A 15,385-nucleotide genomic window follows, 5' to 3' on the forward strand; every position below is an offset into this window, starting at 1 on the left:
ACAAAGACGGTGCGGAGAATGTCGGGTGAACGGGGCCGGTGCCGCCGCACGATGGGGGCATGGACGACACGACCCTGGTAGCCCGGTTCCTCCGCGACGGCTTCGTGAAGCTGGAGGGCGCCGTCGCGCCGCGCGTGGCCGCGGACTGCGCGCGGCTGCTGTGGCGGGAGACGGGCTGCGCCCCGGACGACCCTTCGACGTGGACGCGGCCCGTGCACTGGGTGGGCGGCATGGCGCAGGGACCGTTCGCCGCCGCACCCAACTCCCCGTTCCTGCATCACGCGTACGACCTGCTCGTCGGCGCGGGCCGCTGGGAGCCGCGCTACTCGCTGGGGACGTTCCCGCTGCGCTTCCCGCACGAGGAGGAGCCGGACGACGCCGGCTGGCACATCGAGGGGAGCTATCTGCCGGAGGGCGAGAGCTGGTACTTCACGAATCTGCGCTCCCGGGGCCGGGCACTGCTGATGCTGTTCCTGTTCAGCGAGGTCGGTGAGGAGGACGCCCCGACCCGGATCCGGGCCGGCTCGCACCTCGACGTGCCGAAGGTGCTGGAGAAGTACGGGGAGGACGGGGCGAGCGGGCTGACCCTCGCGCCCGATCTGGTGGCGGCGTCCGACCACCGGCCACTCGCCCTCGCCACCGGGTCCCCGGGCGACGTCTTCCTGTGCCATCCGTTCGTGGTGCACGCGGCACAACCGCACCATGGGGTGCGGCCGCGCTTCATGGCCCAGCCGCCGTTGACGGCGGCCGCGCCGTACGAACTGGAGCGGACCGACGGCGCGTACTCACCCGTGGAGATCGCGATCCGCCGGGGCCTGGGACAGGACACCCCCGGTCCGGACGGGGACGGCACCGACCACAGCGCCGGGTAGACGTGCCTCACGACCGTCGCCGGCGAGGTGGCCGTGGAGAGGGAAGAGGAAGGAGGCCGGGCGTGCTGGAGCGGCTGAACCAGGCCATGGAGCACATCGAGCGCCATCTCGACCAGGCCGTCGACGTGGAGGAGCTGGCACGCATCGCGGCCACCTCGGAGCACCACCTGCGCCGGATGTTCTCCGCGCTCGCGGGCATGCCGCTGTCGGAGTACGTCCGGCGCCGCAGGCTCACCCTCGCGGGCGCCGAAGTGCTCGCGGGGCGTGAGACGCTGCTGGAGATCGCGGTGCGCTACGGCTACAGCTCCGGCGAGGCGTTCGCGCGGGCGTTCCGCGCCATGCACGGCATCGGACCGGGCGAGGCCCGGCGTACCGGCGCCGCACTCACCTCCCAGTCCCGGATGGCCTTCCGCCTCACCATCGAAGGGAGCAGCAGCATGCGGTACCGCGTCGTGGACAAGGCGGACTTCACCGTCGTCGGGCTCAAGACCCGGGTACCGCTGGTACACGCGGGGCCGAACCAGGCGATCGTGGACTTCGTCCGGGGGATCGACCCGCGGACCCTGGAGCACCTGGAGAAGCTGTCGGACCAGGAGCCGCACGGCATCGTCGCGGTCTGCGACGACATGGACCCCAGCCGCGCCGAGGGCACCGGACTCGACTACCACCACGGCGTGATCACCTCCGCGGCCGCTCCGGAGGGCACGACCACGTTGGCCGTCCCGGCCGGTACCTGGGCGGTCTTCACCACCTCCGGGCCGGCACCGCGGGCCATCCAGGAGCTGTGGCGGGACGTGTTCACCGAGTGGTTCCCGTCGAACCCGTACCGCACCCGTACCGGCCCCGAGATCCTGCGCACCCGCCTGTCGCCGGAGAAGACCGAGGCCGACGCCGAACTGTGGCTCCCGGTGGAGCCCGAGCACGACTGAACACGGCGGCGAGCACCCTCCACGATCTGTACCCCGTGCGGCGGAGGAGGTCTCCGGGCCGTGTCAGGCGCGGGTGCCGATCCACCCGAGGGCGGTGACCTTCCAGTCGGACCGACGGGCCGCCTCGCGCATCGCGGCGACCTCGCCGAGCCGGCCCTGTTCCTTGTTCAGGGTGAAGTGGTCCACCACCCCATCCAGGCCCAGATCCCGCCCCACTGTTCGGCCACTTCCGCACACCCCCGTGATCACGTGTCGGGCTGGACGGTAGAGGCGATGGTGTACAGCAGGCACGGAATTCCGGGAACCGCCCCGACACGGCGGCCGGACCTGGTACAGGGCGCCCGGACGGGGCCGGTCACTCTTTCAAGACCCTGCACCCGCTCCCGTTCGTCTCCAACGGGGAATACCAGCGGATGACCGGCGTCCAGTTCAACGTCACCGAGGCCCGCCACCGCCTCGCCCGGAAGATCTTCTTCGGGCCGCGCGGCGAGTTGCGCGACCCGCACAGGGACGACGAGACGGACGGAGCCGAGGACGGACAGCCCGGGGCCCCTTACTCATGGCACCTGCCACGTTCATGCCACTCCCTCATGGCCTGTGAAGCTCACGTCGTCGGTCGCGGCGACGTGTTCGGCGGGCGCGGTGAGGTGCCTGGCGGTGTCCAGGGTTTCCCGGATGTGCTGAGCGAGGGTGTGTCGGTCGGGGTCGTTGATCCAGCGTTCGAAGGCGACCTTGAAGGTGGCGATCCCGATTTCGGCGGCGAGCGCGGCGGTGGTGGTCTCCAGGCCGCGTTCGCGCAGCGTGCGGGCGAGCGTGGAGGCGAGTGCGGCGAGTTTGGCCAGTTCGCGTTCCTGGAGTTCGGGGTTGGCGGCGATGACGGTCTGGCGTTGCCGCGCCAGGTCTGCGCGTTCTTCGAGGACGGGGGCGGCTTCGGTCAGGGCGTGGGCGATCACCTCGAGCGGCGGGAGCGGGACGGGGGCGGTGGCCGTGGCGTTCGCGAGGGTGTCGGCGAGGGGGCTGTCGCCCGGGAAGAGGACTTCCCGTTTGTCGGTGAAGTGCCGGTAGAAGGTCCGTTCGGTGAGCCCGGCGCGGGTGGCGATCTCGGCGACGGTGGTGGCGTCGAAGCCCTGGTGGTTGTAGAGCTCCAGCGCCGCCTTCTCCAGGCGGCCTCGTGCGTCGGGTTTCCATCGGCTCATGCTCCGATTCTATCTGCCGATGACAGAGCCTGACATTACCGTGATGTCAGCCACTGACATGAGAGTGATGTCAGTGACTGACGTCAGTGTTACGGTGATGTCATTAACTGTCATCACGGCCCCCGCCCCTGGTGGGGGAGCCTGGAGCAGGAAGGCGCACTATGCGCGTATTCGTCACCGGAGCCTCCGGACACGTCGGCTCCGCCGTCGTCCCCGAACTCCTCGAAGCGGGACACCAGGTCGTCGGCCTGGCCCGCTCGGACAAGTCCGCCGCCGCGTTGACGGCTGCCGGTGCCCAGGTGCACCGAGGTGACCTGGACGATCTCGTCGGCCTCGCCGCGGCCGCCGCCGCGGCCGACGGCGTCATCCACCTGGCCTTCAAGCACGACGCCATGTTCGCCGGCGACTTCGAGGGCGCGGTCGCGGCGGATCTGCGCGCCATCGAGGCGCTCGGGGACGCCCTGGCCGGCACCGGCAAGCCCCTGGTGGTCACGTCGGGAACCGCGCTGTTCGCCTTCGCGGGCCTCGAAGACACCCTCACCGAAGCCGACGCGCTCGACACCGGCCCGCGGGTCGACGCCGAGAACGCGGTGGTCGCACTCGCGGAGCGCGGCATCCGCTCATCCGTCGTCCGGCTCACTCCGACCGTGCACAGCACGCTCGACCACAACGGCTTCATCCCGACCTTCATCTCCATCGCCCGGTCGAAGGGCGTCTCCGCCTATGTCGGCGACGGGGCCAATCGCTGGCCCGCCGTGCACACGCTCGACGCGGCCCGCCTGTACCGGCTGGCGCTGGAATCCGCGCCGGCGGGGTCACGGCTGCACGCCGTCGACGACGAGGGGATCACCTTCCGCCGGATCGCCGAGGCCATCGGCCGCGGGCTGAACCTGCCCGTCGTCAGCATCCCGCCGACGCGGGCCGACGACCACTTCGGCTTCCTCGGCGCCCACGCCCAGGCCGACAACCCGTCCTCGAGCACGTTGACCCGCGACCTCCTCGGCTGGAAGCCCCTCCATCCCGGCCTCATCGACGACCTCGCCCAGGGCCACTACTTCGACGCCCCGGCGACCACCACACACTGAGCCAAGCCCCCTCAAGCTCCCCCCGGTTCCGCCGCGCCGCATCCCGGCGGCGCGGCGGAACCGGTCCACACGCCCTCCCCACACCCACGAAGACCGGCTGCCGCGCACCCCGCGCCACATCGCAGCCAGCGGAGATAATGACATGAACATGAAAGATCCACACGAGCGGATGGACCCCGAACTCGCCGAGGCCCTGAAGGCCGTGCCGATGACGCATACGGGGGTGTTCGACCTCAGCGACCTGGAGGGAACGCGGGCCGGCGTCCGCGCCATGGCCGAATCCATCGCCGCCACCATCCCCGACGAGCCCTCGGTCACCGCCCACGAGATCCAGGTGCCGCGCGCCGAAGGCCCCGACGTCCCGATCCTCCTGCTGCGTCCCCGGAACGCGCCCGGACCGCTGCCGGTCATCTTGTGGTTCCACGGCGGCGGGCAGGTGCTCGGCTTCGCTGCCCAGGACGCACCCTGGCTCAAGCCGCTGTGCGCGGCACTCGGCTGCGCCATCGTCAGTGTCGACTACCGGCTGGCCCCGGAAACCCCCGCGCCCGGGGCCGCTGAGGACGGATACACCGCCTACCGGTGGATCAGCGACAACGCCGCCGATCTCGGCCTCGACCCCGCCCGGATCGGTCTGGCCGGCCAGAGCGGAGGCGGGGGCATCGCCGCCGCCACCGCCCTTCTGATCCGCGACATCGGCGCGGCGACCCCGCTGTTCCAGCTGTTGATGTACCCGATGCTCGACGACCGCAACACGACCGACTCGAGCCACGAGATCACCGACATCGGCATCTGGGACCGCGCGACCAACGTCCTTGCCTGGAAGTCGATCCTCGGCGACCGCGTCGGCACCGACGGCGTTACGTCCTACTGTGCCGCCTCCCGGGCGACCGACCTCACCGGCCTGCCCCCGACTTTCATCGGTGTCGGTGAACTGGACCTCTTCCGCGACGAGAACCTCGACTACGCGGCGCGCCTGCGCGCCCAGGGCGTCCCCGTGGAGCTGCACCTCTACCCCGGCGCCTACCACGCGTTCGACCTGTTCGCCCCGCGGTCCCGCCTTGCGACGAGCTTCCACCACACGTTGAACGACTACCTCGTCCGCAACTTCGCGAAGGCTCCGGAAACGGCGACCGCTTAGCAACACGCAGATCTGAAGGCCTGCACCCTGTGCGGAATCCGCCGGCCTCCGAGCCGAAATACTTGGCCCCGAAGTCCTGGCCCAGACACAGGGGAGCAGGTAACCCATCGGTAGTTCCTGGAAGTCCGCACACGCCGTTTCCCGGTGCATGGTGCCCCCGTTGGGCTGATCGGGTGAATGCCTGTGGAGCCGACGGCAGGGGGCTGGTGTGCGGCAGGAGCGGACGCCAGAGGATGTGGTGGCGTGCTGGACCCTGGTGGACGCCGACTGGGAACTGGTCGCGAACAAGTCAGGCCCGACCCGGCCGGGCTTCTGCCTCCTGCTCAAGTTCTTCGAGGTCGAGGCCCGGTCCCCGGAGTTCGTCGAGGAGTTCCCGCAGCCTGCTGTGGAGTACGTCGCCGGGTTGGTGAAGGTCCCGGCGGCCGAGCTCGGGAAGTACGACCTGGCGGGCGCGAAACGGCACCGCAAGCAGATCCGAGAGGCACTCGGGTTCCGACCGGCGACGCTCGCGGACGAGGAAGCGCTCACCGGGTGGCCGGCTGCGGAGGTCTGCCCGGTCGAGCCCGTGGAGAACCGGCAGCGCGACGCCCTACTGGTCGAGTACCGGGCGCGGAAGATCGAGCCCCCGGGCCGGACCCGCATCGAGAAGATCCTGGTCGCCGCCCGGGGCCGGTGGGAGTCGGCATTCTGCGCTCGCGTCATCGAGCGCCTGGGCGAGGCGGGCACGGTCCGGCTGCTGTCTCTGGCGGTCGAGGACAACGAGACGGGCGCGGCAATGACGATGCCCACGGCCGAGAAGAAGCCGGTCACGACGGCGATGCCGAACAGCGGGATGGTCTCGCCACCATGGGCCTCATTCGGTAAGGGCCTGGCTTCCGGGCGGAGTGATGATGCGCACCCTGGCCGTGCGACGGTAGGGGTTGTGCAGGGCGCGGACGCCGGTGCCGCGGAGCCGGAACGCGGCGTCGTGTCCGAGGACCGGCCCCGGCTCGCCGTCACGTAGCTCCAGCTGCACCCGGCCACGGGTGACGACGCAGAACGCGTTGTGCCATTCCTCCGCGATCACGGCGATGCGCGCGCCGGCGCGCAGCGCGAGCGTTTGCACCGGGTTACTCGGTGCCGTCGGCCGGCAGGCGCTCCGGCAGTCCGAGCCGCGGGAACCGGTCGTCGTGGAACGTGGTGATCTCGGTGATCGTCCCGCCGGTGACGCGCAGGACGTCGATCGTCAGCGGCAGGTACGCGCCCTCGGACTGCTGCCAGAGGTAGAAGGCCAGGGCGGGCTGCCGGTTCACCGAGGTGGGAACGGCGCGCAGGCCGGTCATGCCCTCGAAGCCGCTCTCGATCAGGAAGTTCACCACTGCGTCGCGGCCGACGTACAGGCCGGGCGTGGGCGGCATCGAGAAGCGGACGTCGTCCCGCAGCATCGAGGCGAGCGCCTTGACGTCCGTGGCCACGCTGGCCTCGGTGTAGCGGCGCACCAGCTCACGCATGGTGGCGTCCTCCTCTCCGCCGGTCCAGTCCTGCCGCTCCGCGGGCAGGTGCTCCCGCATCCCGGCCCGGGCGCGCTGCAGCGCGCTGTTCACGGAGTTGACGGAGTCGCCGAGGAGTTCCGCGACGTCCTTCGCCGGCCAGCCGAGCACGTCCCGCAGGATCAGCACGGCCCGCGGGCGCGGCGCGAGGTGCTGGACCGCGACCAGGTAGGCCAGCTCGATCGTCTCCCGCGCGACGGCGACGGTCTCCGGCTCGTCCGCGTCACCCGCGGACAGTTCGTCGAGCAGCCGGTCCGGGTAGGGCTGCAGCCACCGCGCCTCGCCGCCGGTCGCGGGCTCGGGGCGGCGCTTGGCGAGCAGGTCCAGGCAGGCGTTGGTGGCGATCCGGTACAACCAGGCCCGGAACGTCGACCGCCCCTGGAAGGTCTCCCGCCGCCGCCAGGCACGTAGGAACGTCTCCTGCACGGCGTCCTCGGCGTCCTCGAACGACCCGAGCATCCGGTAGCAGTGCACGTGCAGCTCCCGCCGGTGCCGCTCGGCCAGCCCCGAAAACCCCGACTCGTCGGCCTCGCCCAGACCGCGCGTACCCAGCCCGCTCATACCCAGCTCCTCCAGCATGGTGTCCGCGCTCATCACGTCGTCCTTCCGTCTCACCCTGTCCGGTCATACGTGTGACGGGCGCGGTCGCGAAAACTCATCACCCGGCTCGACCGGCTCTCCCGCTCCGTGCTGCACCTGGTGACCCTCGGCGCCGACCTGCGCGGGCGCGGCATCGAGCTGCACGTCATCGGGCAGGGCATCGACACCTCCACGATGGAGGGGCGGGCGATGTCCGGAATGCTGTCCGTGCCGGCCGAGCTGCAGCGCGAGCTGATCGTGGCGAACACCAACGACGGGCTCGCCGCCGCGCGGGCCCGCGGCCGGATCGGCGGGCGTCGGCCGAGGCTGACCGCGGACCGGGCTGCGCTCGCCCAGCGGCTCTACGACGAGCGGGAGAAGACCGTCCAGCAGATCGCCGACATGTTCGGTGTCCCCCGGTCGACGGTGTACGGACACCTCGACCGGGAGAAGACCCTGCCCCGCCGGCCGAAGAAGACCACTGCCACCAAGCCCGGAGAGCTACCAGCGGGTTACTTGTCCCCTGGTGTCTGAGCCGGGACTTCGGGGCCGACCTGCCCGGGGGCCTGCGTCCGCTGCGCGATCCGGACGCCGCCGACGAGTAATGACACTCGGTGAGGGGCCGTCAGCGGCGCAGGACGCTGATGGCTCCTCACGGGCTCAAGACCGGAGGCGAATCAGGGGACCTGACCAGCGGCCGCCGCCGTGCCGGCGACCCCGGGGACGGTCGGCTTCGCGGCAGCAGGCGGCATGCGGTAGGCGCGAAGGGGCGCGTTGGTCGCGGCCACGGCGGCGATCGCCAGGATGGCGGACAGTCCGCCGAAGACCAGGGAGAAGGGGGCAGAGGTGGCCGACGCCAACAGGCCACCACGGAGGTTGCCGAGTTCGGGGCCCGCGACACCGATGACGTGTTCTACCGAGGAGACCCGCCCCCGGTACGCGTCCGGGGTCTCCAATTGGACCAGGGCGCTGCGGGTGACGACAGACACGGTGTCGGCAGCGCCCGCCACGGCCAGGCAGCCGAGTGCCAGCCACAACGGCCCCGCCAGGCCGAAGCAGGCCAGTGCCAGGCCCCAGACACCGGCTGCGGACAGCTGTACCAGGCCGCTGCGGCGCCAGCGCGTCACCGTGCCGGAGAGCAGACCGGCCGTGATACCCCCGACCGCGACGGCCGAGAGGAACAGGCCGAGGGTCTGCGGGTCACCCCCGAAGCGGATCTCGTTGACCAGCGGGAAGAGCGCGATGGGCATGGCGAGCAGCGTTGCGGACAGGTCGGTGGCCATCGAGCCCCACAGCGTCGGGCGGCGCAGGACGATCCGCCGACCGCCACGCTCCGGCCGGCGCCGGCCGCCTGCCGCGTCGGCGCCTTCGGGCCGCATGGCAGGCAGGCGGATCACCGCGAGCATCGAGACTGCCACGGCCACGGCCTGGGCGGCGTATGCGGCGGGGAAATCCCAGCGGGCGATGATCAGCCCGGCCATCGCGGGACCGGCCAGCATCGCTGCCTGGAAGGAGACGTTGGTCAGCGCGAGCCCGGCCGCGACCTGGTCGCCCGGCAACAGCCGGACCGGGAAGGTGCGCCGGGCAGGAGCTCCGAGAGCACCGCAGCTCGTCCCCATGGCTACCAGGGCGAGCAGCAGCAGCACGTTGCGGTTGTCCGCCAGGGCCTGGGCACACAGCCCTGCGGCGGCCAGCAGTTGGCCCGCGGTGGTGGCCCGCACCACCGCACGGCGGTCAACGGTATCGGCCAACGTGCCGCCGAGCAGCCCGAACAGCACCATCGGCAGGCCGGTGGCGAGCCCGATGGCGCCGGTGCCCACCGGGCTGCCGGTCAGGTCCCAGACCTGGGCCAGCACCGCCACGTTGGCTATCTGCCCGCCGAGTTGAGAGACCGAGGTGCCGAGCCACAGGTCGCGAAACGACTGGCTGCTACGCAGCGGGCGGGTGTCGAGGAACCGGACACGGCCACGCCCCCTCATCGCGGTGGCTCGACAAGATGCCGGAGGATCCGCTGCCGCATCGACCGGCGTTCCAGCGCCCGCCGCACCTCCTCGACAACGGTGGTCATCGCGTACGGGACCTCGCTGTCCAGCTCTGCGACCGTCTCATGGGTGGCGCGCCACTCGGCCTCCAGGAACGGCACCAGCGACCGGCCGCGCTCGGTCAGGTCGATCCGCCGGGTGCGGGCGTCAGGTCCCGGCTCGGAGGTGACCAGATCCTCCTTGCGCATGGCGGCGACGGTCTGGCTGATCGCGGAGTGCGAACGGTCCAGGGACTTCGCAAGCTCGCGAATGGTCAGTGGTCCGGTGTGGGCGAGCCGGATCAGCGGATAGGCGAACCGCGGCCGCACCCCCTCGATGCCACGCTCGACGTAGACCTGCTCGATCTCGGCGTCCATGGCTGCCAGAAGCTCGTGCAGGGAGTGCCAGGGGTCGGGTAGCGCTGTGGGATCTGAAGATGTCACAGCGCTAATATAACAGTACTGTGATAATCGATGCTCGTGATCAAACGCCTCGCGCCAAGGGCTGTACCGCTGGTCAACCCCCGAACACGTCGGAGGCCTGCTTTCTGCCGGTGGCAGAACACCGGCCCGATCGGGTTCGGCGATCACTACAGTCCAGGTTCATGACGACGGTTACCACGTGCGCGGTCGAATACGTGGCCGACGGCCTGACGATGATCGGGCACCTTGCGCTCCCGGCCGGTGTCGACCGTCGGCCCGCGGTCCTGGTCGGGCCCGAGGGGGTGGGGCTCAGCGACGTCGAGCGCCGCCGGGCCGACGCGCTCGCCGAGCTGGGATACGTGGCCCTGGCCTTCGACCTCCACGGCGGGCGCTATCTGGGCGACCCCGAGGAGATGCTGGCCCGTTGCATGCCGTTGCTCGCCGATCCCGGCCGGATGCGGGGCATCGGCCACGCGGCGCTCGACGTGCTTTGTGCCGAGCCGCGGACCGACCCGGAGCGGATCGCCGCCGTCGGCTACGGCACCGGGGGCGCGATCGCGCTGGAACTCGGGCGTGACGGCGTCGGCCTGCGCGCGATCGCGACAGTCAACGCACTGACCACGGGCCGGCCGGGCGAGGCGGCGCGCATTCACTGCCCGGTGTGGGCCGGGGTCGGGTCGGAGGACCCGATCATGCCGCCCGCGCAACGGGACGCGTTCACCGCCGAGATGCAGGCCGCGGGCGTCGACTGGCGCCTCGTGGTCTACGGCGGCGCCCTGCACGCCTTCCACCACCCACCGGTCGACCACACCGTGCTCCCCGGGGTCGGTTTTCACCCTCGGCACGCGCAGCGAGCCTGGCGGGACGTCGTCGGCCTGCTCGCCGAGTGCCTGCCCGTGACGGAGTGATCCGGTCGGCAACCACGACAGCGGGCCGGGCTCCCCGGGGAGGCGGCGACAGCCGAATACGCGAGCCCACCAGTACCGGCCCGGACAGGCACCCGTCCGGGTCCCTCCGGTGTTTCCCGGTGCGCGCCGCCCGGAGGGGGACGGACGCGCGTCAGGGCCCCGGAGATCTCTACGGTGTCCTCGGCGCCGTGTCCGGTGGGAGCAGCGCGCCCGCCGTCAGGCCGGTGGTCAGGAGGCCCGCGTGCTCCCGGGCCAGGTCGGTGGCCCGGCGGGCGGCGGCGCGCAGTTCGCCGACGCGGCGGAAGGCCTCGCCGTAGCGGCGTTGTTCCTCCAGGGGCAGCAGCGGTACGCGCAGCCGGCCGGGCTGGAGGTGGACGGTGGTGCTGCCGGTGGACGCCCCGGTGATGTTGTCGTGCGCGCCGACGAAGCCCACGAGGAACCAGGGGTCCAGGCGTGCCGGATCGGGGCGCAGGAGGTACACGTCGTGTCCGAGCAGCACGCCGGTGTCCGCTTCGCCGGCCAGCCGGGCCATCTCCCCGGTGCCTCCCGGGAACATGCGCACCAGGACGTCCCCCTCGGTGATGACCGGTGACGACTTCAGGGGCACGCCGTCGAGGAAGGTGCCGGACGCGGGTACGCCGTCGGTGATGTCCGTGCCGTGGAGGACCGGCCTTCCGGCGTTCTCGGCCCTCCACCGCGCGCCCTCGTCCTTCTCCCGGGTGGCGGTCGCCGCCCGCAGGAGCTCCAGGGCGCCGCCGCGGGCGAGGTCGGAGACGGTGGCCGTGCGCCACTGCCGCGGGGAGTCGCCGGTGGGCCGCCACGTGTCCCGGGCGGCCCGGGCGAGGAGGCCGGCCTGCTCGGTCAGCCGCTCGCGGTACTCGTCGGCCTGCCGGGCCACCCGGGCCGGGCTGATGTCGACGGGCAGGGCGCGGACCTGGCGGGCCGGGGTGAGGTCGACGACGTCGTCGAGGAGGTCCAGGACGGGGACGGCCCTGGCGGTGCCGGGCTCGTCGGAGAAGGAGCCCGGGTCGGCGCGGAAGGCCGTCCAGTGGCCCAGCACGGTGCCGGTCAACTCGCCCCAGTCGAGGGGGTCGTGGCGTCGGCGCGTCCCCGGCGAGCCGGCCCGGTTGCGTGGACCGTCCGGTTGCCGCTCACCGCCGGTGTCCACGAACAGCACCGAGGTGCGGCCCCGGCCGTCCGGTTCCGGGGCCTGGAGGACCCACAGCTGGAGTCCGATGTGCAGGGGCGCTGCCGCGCCGGACGGCAGGGCCACGACGGCGCGCAGGACGCCGCTGCGGACCAGTTCGGCGCGCACGCGGCGACCCGAGGCGCGGGCGGCGGTGGCGGGGGGCAACAGCAGCACCGCGTAACCGCCGGGGCGCAGGTGGGCCAGGGCGTGCTGGACCCAGGCGAGTTCGGACTCCATGCGCGGCGGGAGACCGTAGGCCCAGCGGGGGTCGTAGGCCAGCTCGTCGTGGCCCCAACCGCGGTCGCCGTAGGGCGGGTTGCACAGCACCGCGTCGACCGGGGGCTGCGCGAAGGCGTCGTGGCGCAGGCTGTCGCCGGCCCGTACCGCCACCTCCCCGTCGGGCGCGGCCAGCAGCAGGCGTACCGCGCTGCGCTGGGCCTGCACCGGCAGGGCGTCCTGGCCGTACAGCCCACGGGCGCCGTGGCGCGCGGCGGCCTCCAGCAGGGTGCCGCTGCCGCACGCGGGATCCAGGACACGGGCCGTGTCCGCGGGCAGCAGGCGCGCCATGAGGTCGGCCAGCGGGGCGGGGGTCCGGTAGGTGCCGGTGGAGGCGCTGTCCTCCAGTTCCCGCTCGGCGAGTACGTCGAGGGCGGCCTGGGCGCCCTCCTCCCGCACGCAGTGGATCAGGGCCCGTACGACGGCCGCGTCGGCCGCCGTGAAGGGGGCGGTCTCGGCCTGCGGAACCATGCCGGCGAGGTCGGCGACGGCGGCGTCCGCGCGTGCGGCGAGGTCGGCGTCCGGCAGGTCGGCCGGTGCGGTCAGCTCGTGCGGGGAGCGGCGTGAGGTGGCCAGGACCAGGGGGAGCAGCGGTGCGGCCGGGGCCGAGGGATGCAGTCGCAGCAGGGTGCGCAGTTCCTCGGCGGGGGCTGCGGCGGAGGTCTGGCCGCGGGCGCGCAGCCAGGTGCGCACGGCTTCGAGGTCGTAGAGCGGGCTGGCCTCGGTGCCGCCGGTGGGCGCCGGGAAGTCGCTGTGCCGACGGCGCCAGTTGCTGACGGTGGCGCGTGTGACCCCCGCGATGCGGGAGATCTCCGCGGCTGTCACCTGGGCTGACGGCTGGGGCATGACCTGTTCTCACCTCTCGTCGGGAACAGCGGACACAGTACAGCACCCTCCACATCTGTTAACGAGATTGACGATGCTTTCACTGACATGCTTACCTGTAGATGCTTCCGGTCGACCCGTGGTCGGCGGGAGACGCCGTGGGCCGGCCGGAGCGGCCCGCCTCGGACGGCGGAGGAAGCCCCACGAGTGGAGAGACCTGCTTGACCGACATGGACGATCCCGAACTGACCGTGTACCACCGCCACTTGGCGCAACTGCCGGAGCGCGACACCGAGGAGAACTTCCGGGCCCTGCTGGTCCAGGCCCGCCACATCACCGGCGCCTCCTACGAGACCACCCTCTACGACCACCAGCAGGCGTTCCGCCTCCTGTGGCACCACCTGGAACGCGGCGGCCACCTGAGCCGCGCCCACCACGATGCCCGCGCCCGCCTCGCCTCCGGCCGTACCGCACCCGAGGAACGCGCCGCCCTGGAGCTGTTCCTCACCGTCTACGGCCAGGTCCACCCGCCGAACGACGCCGGCGCCTGACCCCGTACGCCCCCGCCCGGCGGGCGTCACCCGAGCCCGCGGTCGCCCCCGCCCACGCCGATCACCACCCGCCCGCAACCCGAAAGGCCACCGTGACGATCACCGAGCACGCGGAGCTGGTCCGTCGCTTCGCCGAGGACTTCACCGCCCTGCAGGAGGCCGTCCTCGCACGGATGAACGGGATCTGCACCGTGGAGACCGCCGCGGCCCTGGAACACGCCTCGCTCGCCGGTCCCATCGCCATCGCTCTCGCCCACGCCGACGTCCTCGCCCGTGGGGACGTCCGGCGCGCTGAGCTCTCGGGCCTGCTCGCCGAGCGGCTGCGGCGGCTGCGCGAGCACGCGCGCAAGGTGCGCCGGGCCCGGTCGCGGGCGGACGCCGTGTGCAAGGAGCAGCGCGCCCGTCGCACGGCCGGTCTCTCCCGGCCGGTGGAGACGCTGGAGCTGCGAGTGGTGCGCGTGGCGTACCCGGAGGCCTACGCCAGGGCCCTGCGGGGGGAACTCCGCGACAGGGGAGTGCCGGAGGGCACGCCGCGGGTGCCGGAGAGCGACCTCGCCCAGTGGGCGTGGGACCGGCAGTCGGCGGGCGGCGAACCGCCGGCACCGGTGCGCGAGCTGCTGGACCACTCCGACGACGCCTTCGTCGAGGCCCTCCTGCGCGACGCGCGGGAGGAGGAGAACCCCCACCTCCCGCACGACGCGGTGGTCGGACGATGGAGCCGGCACGCCCGTTCCGCGCTCGCCTGGGGCCGCTACGCCATCGCCCGGGCCGAACGGGACGCACTCGCCCGCCCCCTCTCCGCGCGGCGCGCACGGCTCGACGCCCTGGACGACGCCTACCAGGACACCGCGGTCCTGGCCGCCCGCGCCCGCGAGGCCAGGCTCCGGGCCGCGGACCTCCGCGACCGGATGCGGGCAAGCGCCGCCGCGGGACCCGTCGCGGAGCTCGTCGCACAGTGCCGCGCTGCGGCCCTCGTACGCTTCGCCAGCGCCGAGCCCGAGTCGTGGCACGGGGTGCGTGAGCTGGTCGCCGGGCACCGGGCCGACTGCGCCGAGCGGGCCGGCGGCTGCCCGCACTGCCACCGGGCCCTCGCCGCCGCCCTCACTGACGGCTCCTTCGCCGGCCCGGGCGAAGACGGCGAGGGCGGAGGTCCGGCGGCGACGGCCCCGACCGACGGGGACCGCTACGCACTGCTCGACGACCTCCCCGACACCGCCGTCGTGGCCGTCGCCGACGCCGCGGTCGGTGACGAGTCCGCGCTGTGCGGCCACGGCTGGGCCGCCGAGGACGGGACGACCGGGTACGGCGACTCCATGGCCTCGAGCAGCGGCGAGGCCGAGGTCATCGGCATCTGCGCGGCCGCCCTCGGCCTCCTCCAGCGCCACGAGGAGGTGCCCGTGGTCGTCCTGTGTGACAGCGTCGAGGCGGTGGAGGTGACGAACACGGTCCTGGAGCGCGCGGACCCGGCGGCGGCCCACCGCACCCTGCTCTTCCCGGAGGGCAGGCACCTCATGGACCGCCTGCTGCGCCACCGCGACCGCGTCCAGGTCCGCTGGCTCAAGGGGCACGTCGGACACGACCTCAACGAGACCGCCGATGCCCTCGCCGGCCTCTCCCTCCGCCGCGCCACCGGCCGCGTCTCCCCCCTCGCGGCCCGCAAGGAGGAGGCACGGATCCTGCGCTCACTCGGCTGCGGGGACCGCCCGTTCTCGGCTGCCGCCTGATGCCCTGGGGCCGGGGAGCCTTCGTACGGGCATGACGGAGTCACGTCCTCCGACCGTGCGGGGCCGAGGCGCACGGGTGGTGGGTCGTGCGGCCCCCTCTTCCTTCTTCAGCACAGGGGGCCGCACGCGGTGCGGCGTCGA

15 protein-coding genes and 1 pseudogene are annotated in these 15,385 nt (G+C 72.6%); 10 read left to right on the top strand and 6 right to left on the bottom strand.

Going from position 1 to position 15,385, the window contains the following annotated elements:
• Positions 1–59 precede the first annotated feature (59 nt).
• On the top strand, positions 60–872 hold the full coding sequence (locus tag AMK33_RS30640; RefSeq protein ID WP_073936249.1) for a phytanoyl-CoA dioxygenase family protein: 813 nt from the start codon (positions 60–62) through the stop codon (positions 870–872).
• Positions 873–934: 62 nt separating this feature from the next.
• Positions 935–1,801, top strand: a complete 867-nt coding sequence (locus tag AMK33_RS30645; RefSeq protein ID WP_073936250.1) for an AraC family transcriptional regulator — start codon at positions 935–937, stop codon at positions 1,799–1,801.
• A gap of 63 nt (positions 1,802–1,864) precedes the next feature.
• Here the strand turns inward: AMK33_RS30645 and AMK33_RS44780 are convergent, their stop codons facing one another.
• Positions 1,865–1,987, bottom strand: a complete 123-nt coding sequence (locus AMK33_RS44780; RefSeq protein WP_268817389.1) for a hypothetical protein — start codon at positions 1,985–1,987, stop codon at positions 1,865–1,867.
• 71 nt (positions 1,988–2,058) lie between these two features.
• Here AMK33_RS44780 and AMK33_RS45300 point away from each other — a divergent pair.
• Positions 2,059–2,313 (top strand): annotated as a pseudogene (locus AMK33_RS45300) (Tn3 family transposase); the annotation flags it as partial.
• A gap of 63 nt (positions 2,314–2,376) precedes the next feature.
• Here AMK33_RS45300 and AMK33_RS30655 read toward each other — a convergent pair.
• Complete coding sequence (locus tag AMK33_RS30655) at positions 2,377–2,997, bottom strand: TetR family transcriptional regulator (RefSeq protein WP_073936251.1); 621 nt, start codon at positions 2,995–2,997, stop codon at positions 2,377–2,379.
• Positions 2,998–3,158: 161 nt separating this feature from the next.
• Here AMK33_RS30655 and AMK33_RS30660 point away from each other — a divergent pair, with 161 nt between their 5' ends.
• The 3 genes from AMK33_RS30660 (at position 3,159) to AMK33_RS30670 (ending at position 6,223) form a co-directional block, all read left to right on the top strand.
• A complete protein-coding gene (locus AMK33_RS30660; RefSeq protein WP_073936252.1) occupies positions 3,159–4,082 on the top strand; it encodes an SDR family oxidoreductase in 924 nt (307 codons plus the stop codon).
• A 148-nt stretch (positions 4,083–4,230) separates the two neighbouring features.
• Positions 4,231–5,220, top strand: a complete 990-nt coding sequence (locus AMK33_RS30665; protein WP_073936329.1) for an alpha/beta hydrolase fold domain-containing protein — start codon at positions 4,231–4,233, stop codon at positions 5,218–5,220.
• Positions 5,221–5,428: 208 nt separating this feature from the next.
• On the top strand, positions 5,429–6,223 hold the full coding sequence (locus tag AMK33_RS30670; RefSeq protein ID WP_073936253.1) for a DUF4158 domain-containing protein: 795 nt from the start codon (positions 5,429–5,431) through the stop codon (positions 6,221–6,223).
• A 106-nt stretch (positions 6,224–6,329) separates the two neighbouring features.
• On the opposite strand, the gene AMK33_RS30675 is transcribed toward AMK33_RS30670, so the two are convergent.
• A complete protein-coding gene (locus AMK33_RS30675; protein WP_073936254.1) occupies positions 6,330–7,343 on the bottom strand; it encodes an RNA polymerase subunit sigma-70 in 1,014 nt (337 codons plus the stop codon).
• Positions 7,344–7,406: 63 nt separating this feature from the next.
• Between AMK33_RS30675 and AMK33_RS30680 the strand changes: the two genes are divergently transcribed.
• Positions 7,407–7,862, top strand: coding sequence for a recombinase family protein (locus AMK33_RS30680; RefSeq protein WP_268817392.1), 456 nt, complete (start codon positions 7,407–7,409; stop codon positions 7,860–7,862).
• A gap of 143 nt (positions 7,863–8,005) precedes the next feature.
• On the opposite strand, the gene AMK33_RS30685 is transcribed toward AMK33_RS30680, so the two are convergent.
• Together AMK33_RS30685 and AMK33_RS30690 are read right to left on the bottom strand one after the other, a co-directional pair.
• Positions 8,006–9,307 carry an MFS transporter gene (locus tag AMK33_RS30685; protein WP_073936255.1) on the bottom strand — a complete coding sequence of 434 codons (1,302 nt, stop codon included), beginning with the start codon at positions 9,305–9,307 and terminating at the stop codon, positions 8,006–8,008.
• A complete protein-coding gene (locus tag AMK33_RS30690; RefSeq protein WP_073936256.1) occupies positions 9,304–9,792 on the bottom strand; it encodes a MarR family winged helix-turn-helix transcriptional regulator in 489 nt (162 codons plus the stop codon). Before AMK33_RS30690 ends, AMK33_RS30685 begins: the two co-directional genes overlap by 4 nt.
• Before the next feature lie 161 nt (positions 9,793–9,953).
• On the opposite strand from AMK33_RS30690, the gene AMK33_RS30695 reads away from it, so the two are divergent.
• Positions 9,954–10,679: a dienelactone hydrolase family protein gene (locus AMK33_RS30695; protein ID WP_073936257.1), complete on the top strand. Its 726-nt coding sequence runs from the start codon at positions 9,954–9,956 to the stop codon at positions 10,677–10,679.
• A 169-nt stretch (positions 10,680–10,848) separates the two neighbouring features.
• On the opposite strand, the gene AMK33_RS30700 is transcribed toward AMK33_RS30695, so the two are convergent.
• A complete protein-coding gene (locus tag AMK33_RS30700) occupies positions 10,849–12,990 on the bottom strand; it encodes an N-6 DNA methylase (protein ID WP_235618251.1) in 2,142 nt (713 codons plus the stop codon).
• Between the two features lie 200 nt (positions 12,991–13,190).
• Between AMK33_RS30700 and AMK33_RS30705 the strand changes: the two genes are divergently transcribed.
• Positions 13,191–13,520, top strand: coding sequence for a hypothetical protein (locus AMK33_RS30705; RefSeq protein ID WP_143203875.1), 330 nt, complete (start codon positions 13,191–13,193; stop codon positions 13,518–13,520).
• A gap of 92 nt (positions 13,521–13,612) precedes the next feature.
• Positions 13,613–15,244, top strand: coding sequence for an RNase H family protein (locus AMK33_RS30710; RefSeq protein WP_073936260.1), 1,632 nt, complete (start codon positions 13,613–13,615; stop codon positions 15,242–15,244).
• Positions 15,245–15,385: the final 141 nt, after the last annotated feature.

The organism is Streptomyces sp. CB02400 (genome assembly GCF_001905725.1).
GTDB classification, from domain to species: domain Bacteria; phylum Actinomycetota; class Actinomycetes; order Streptomycetales; family Streptomycetaceae; genus Streptomyces; species Streptomyces atrovirens.

What these genes read in the sequence shown, in the direction of transcription:
- AMK33_RS30640 (WP_073936249.1), top strand. Translation starts at nt 60, where the DNA reads ATGGACGACACGACCCTGGTAGCCCGGTTCCTCCGCGACGGCTTCGTG.
- AMK33_RS30655 (WP_073936251.1), bottom strand. Translation starts at nt 2,997, where the DNA reads ATGAGCCGATGGAAACCCGACGCACGAGGCCGCCTGGAGAAGGCGGCG.
- AMK33_RS30660 (WP_073936252.1), top strand. Translation starts at nt 3,159, where the DNA reads ATGCGCGTATTCGTCACCGGAGCCTCCGGACACGTCGGCTCCGCCGTC.
- AMK33_RS30665 (WP_073936329.1), top strand. Translation starts at nt 4,231, where the DNA reads ATGAAAGATCCACACGAGCGGATGGACCCCGAACTCGCCGAGGCCCTG.
- AMK33_RS30675 (WP_073936254.1), bottom strand. Translation starts at nt 7,343, where the DNA reads ATGAGCGCGGACACCATGCTGGAGGAGCTGGGTATGAGCGGGCTGGGT.
- AMK33_RS30685 (WP_073936255.1), bottom strand. Translation starts at nt 9,307, where the DNA reads ATGAGGGGGCGTGGCCGTGTCCGGTTCCTCGACACCCGCCCGCTGCGT.
- AMK33_RS30695 (WP_073936257.1), top strand. Translation starts at nt 9,954, where the DNA reads ATGACGACGGTTACCACGTGCGCGGTCGAATACGTGGCCGACGGCCTG.
- AMK33_RS30700 (WP_235618251.1), bottom strand. Translation starts at nt 12,990, where the DNA reads ATGCCCCAGCCGTCAGCCCAGGTGACAGCCGCGGAGATCTCCCGCATC.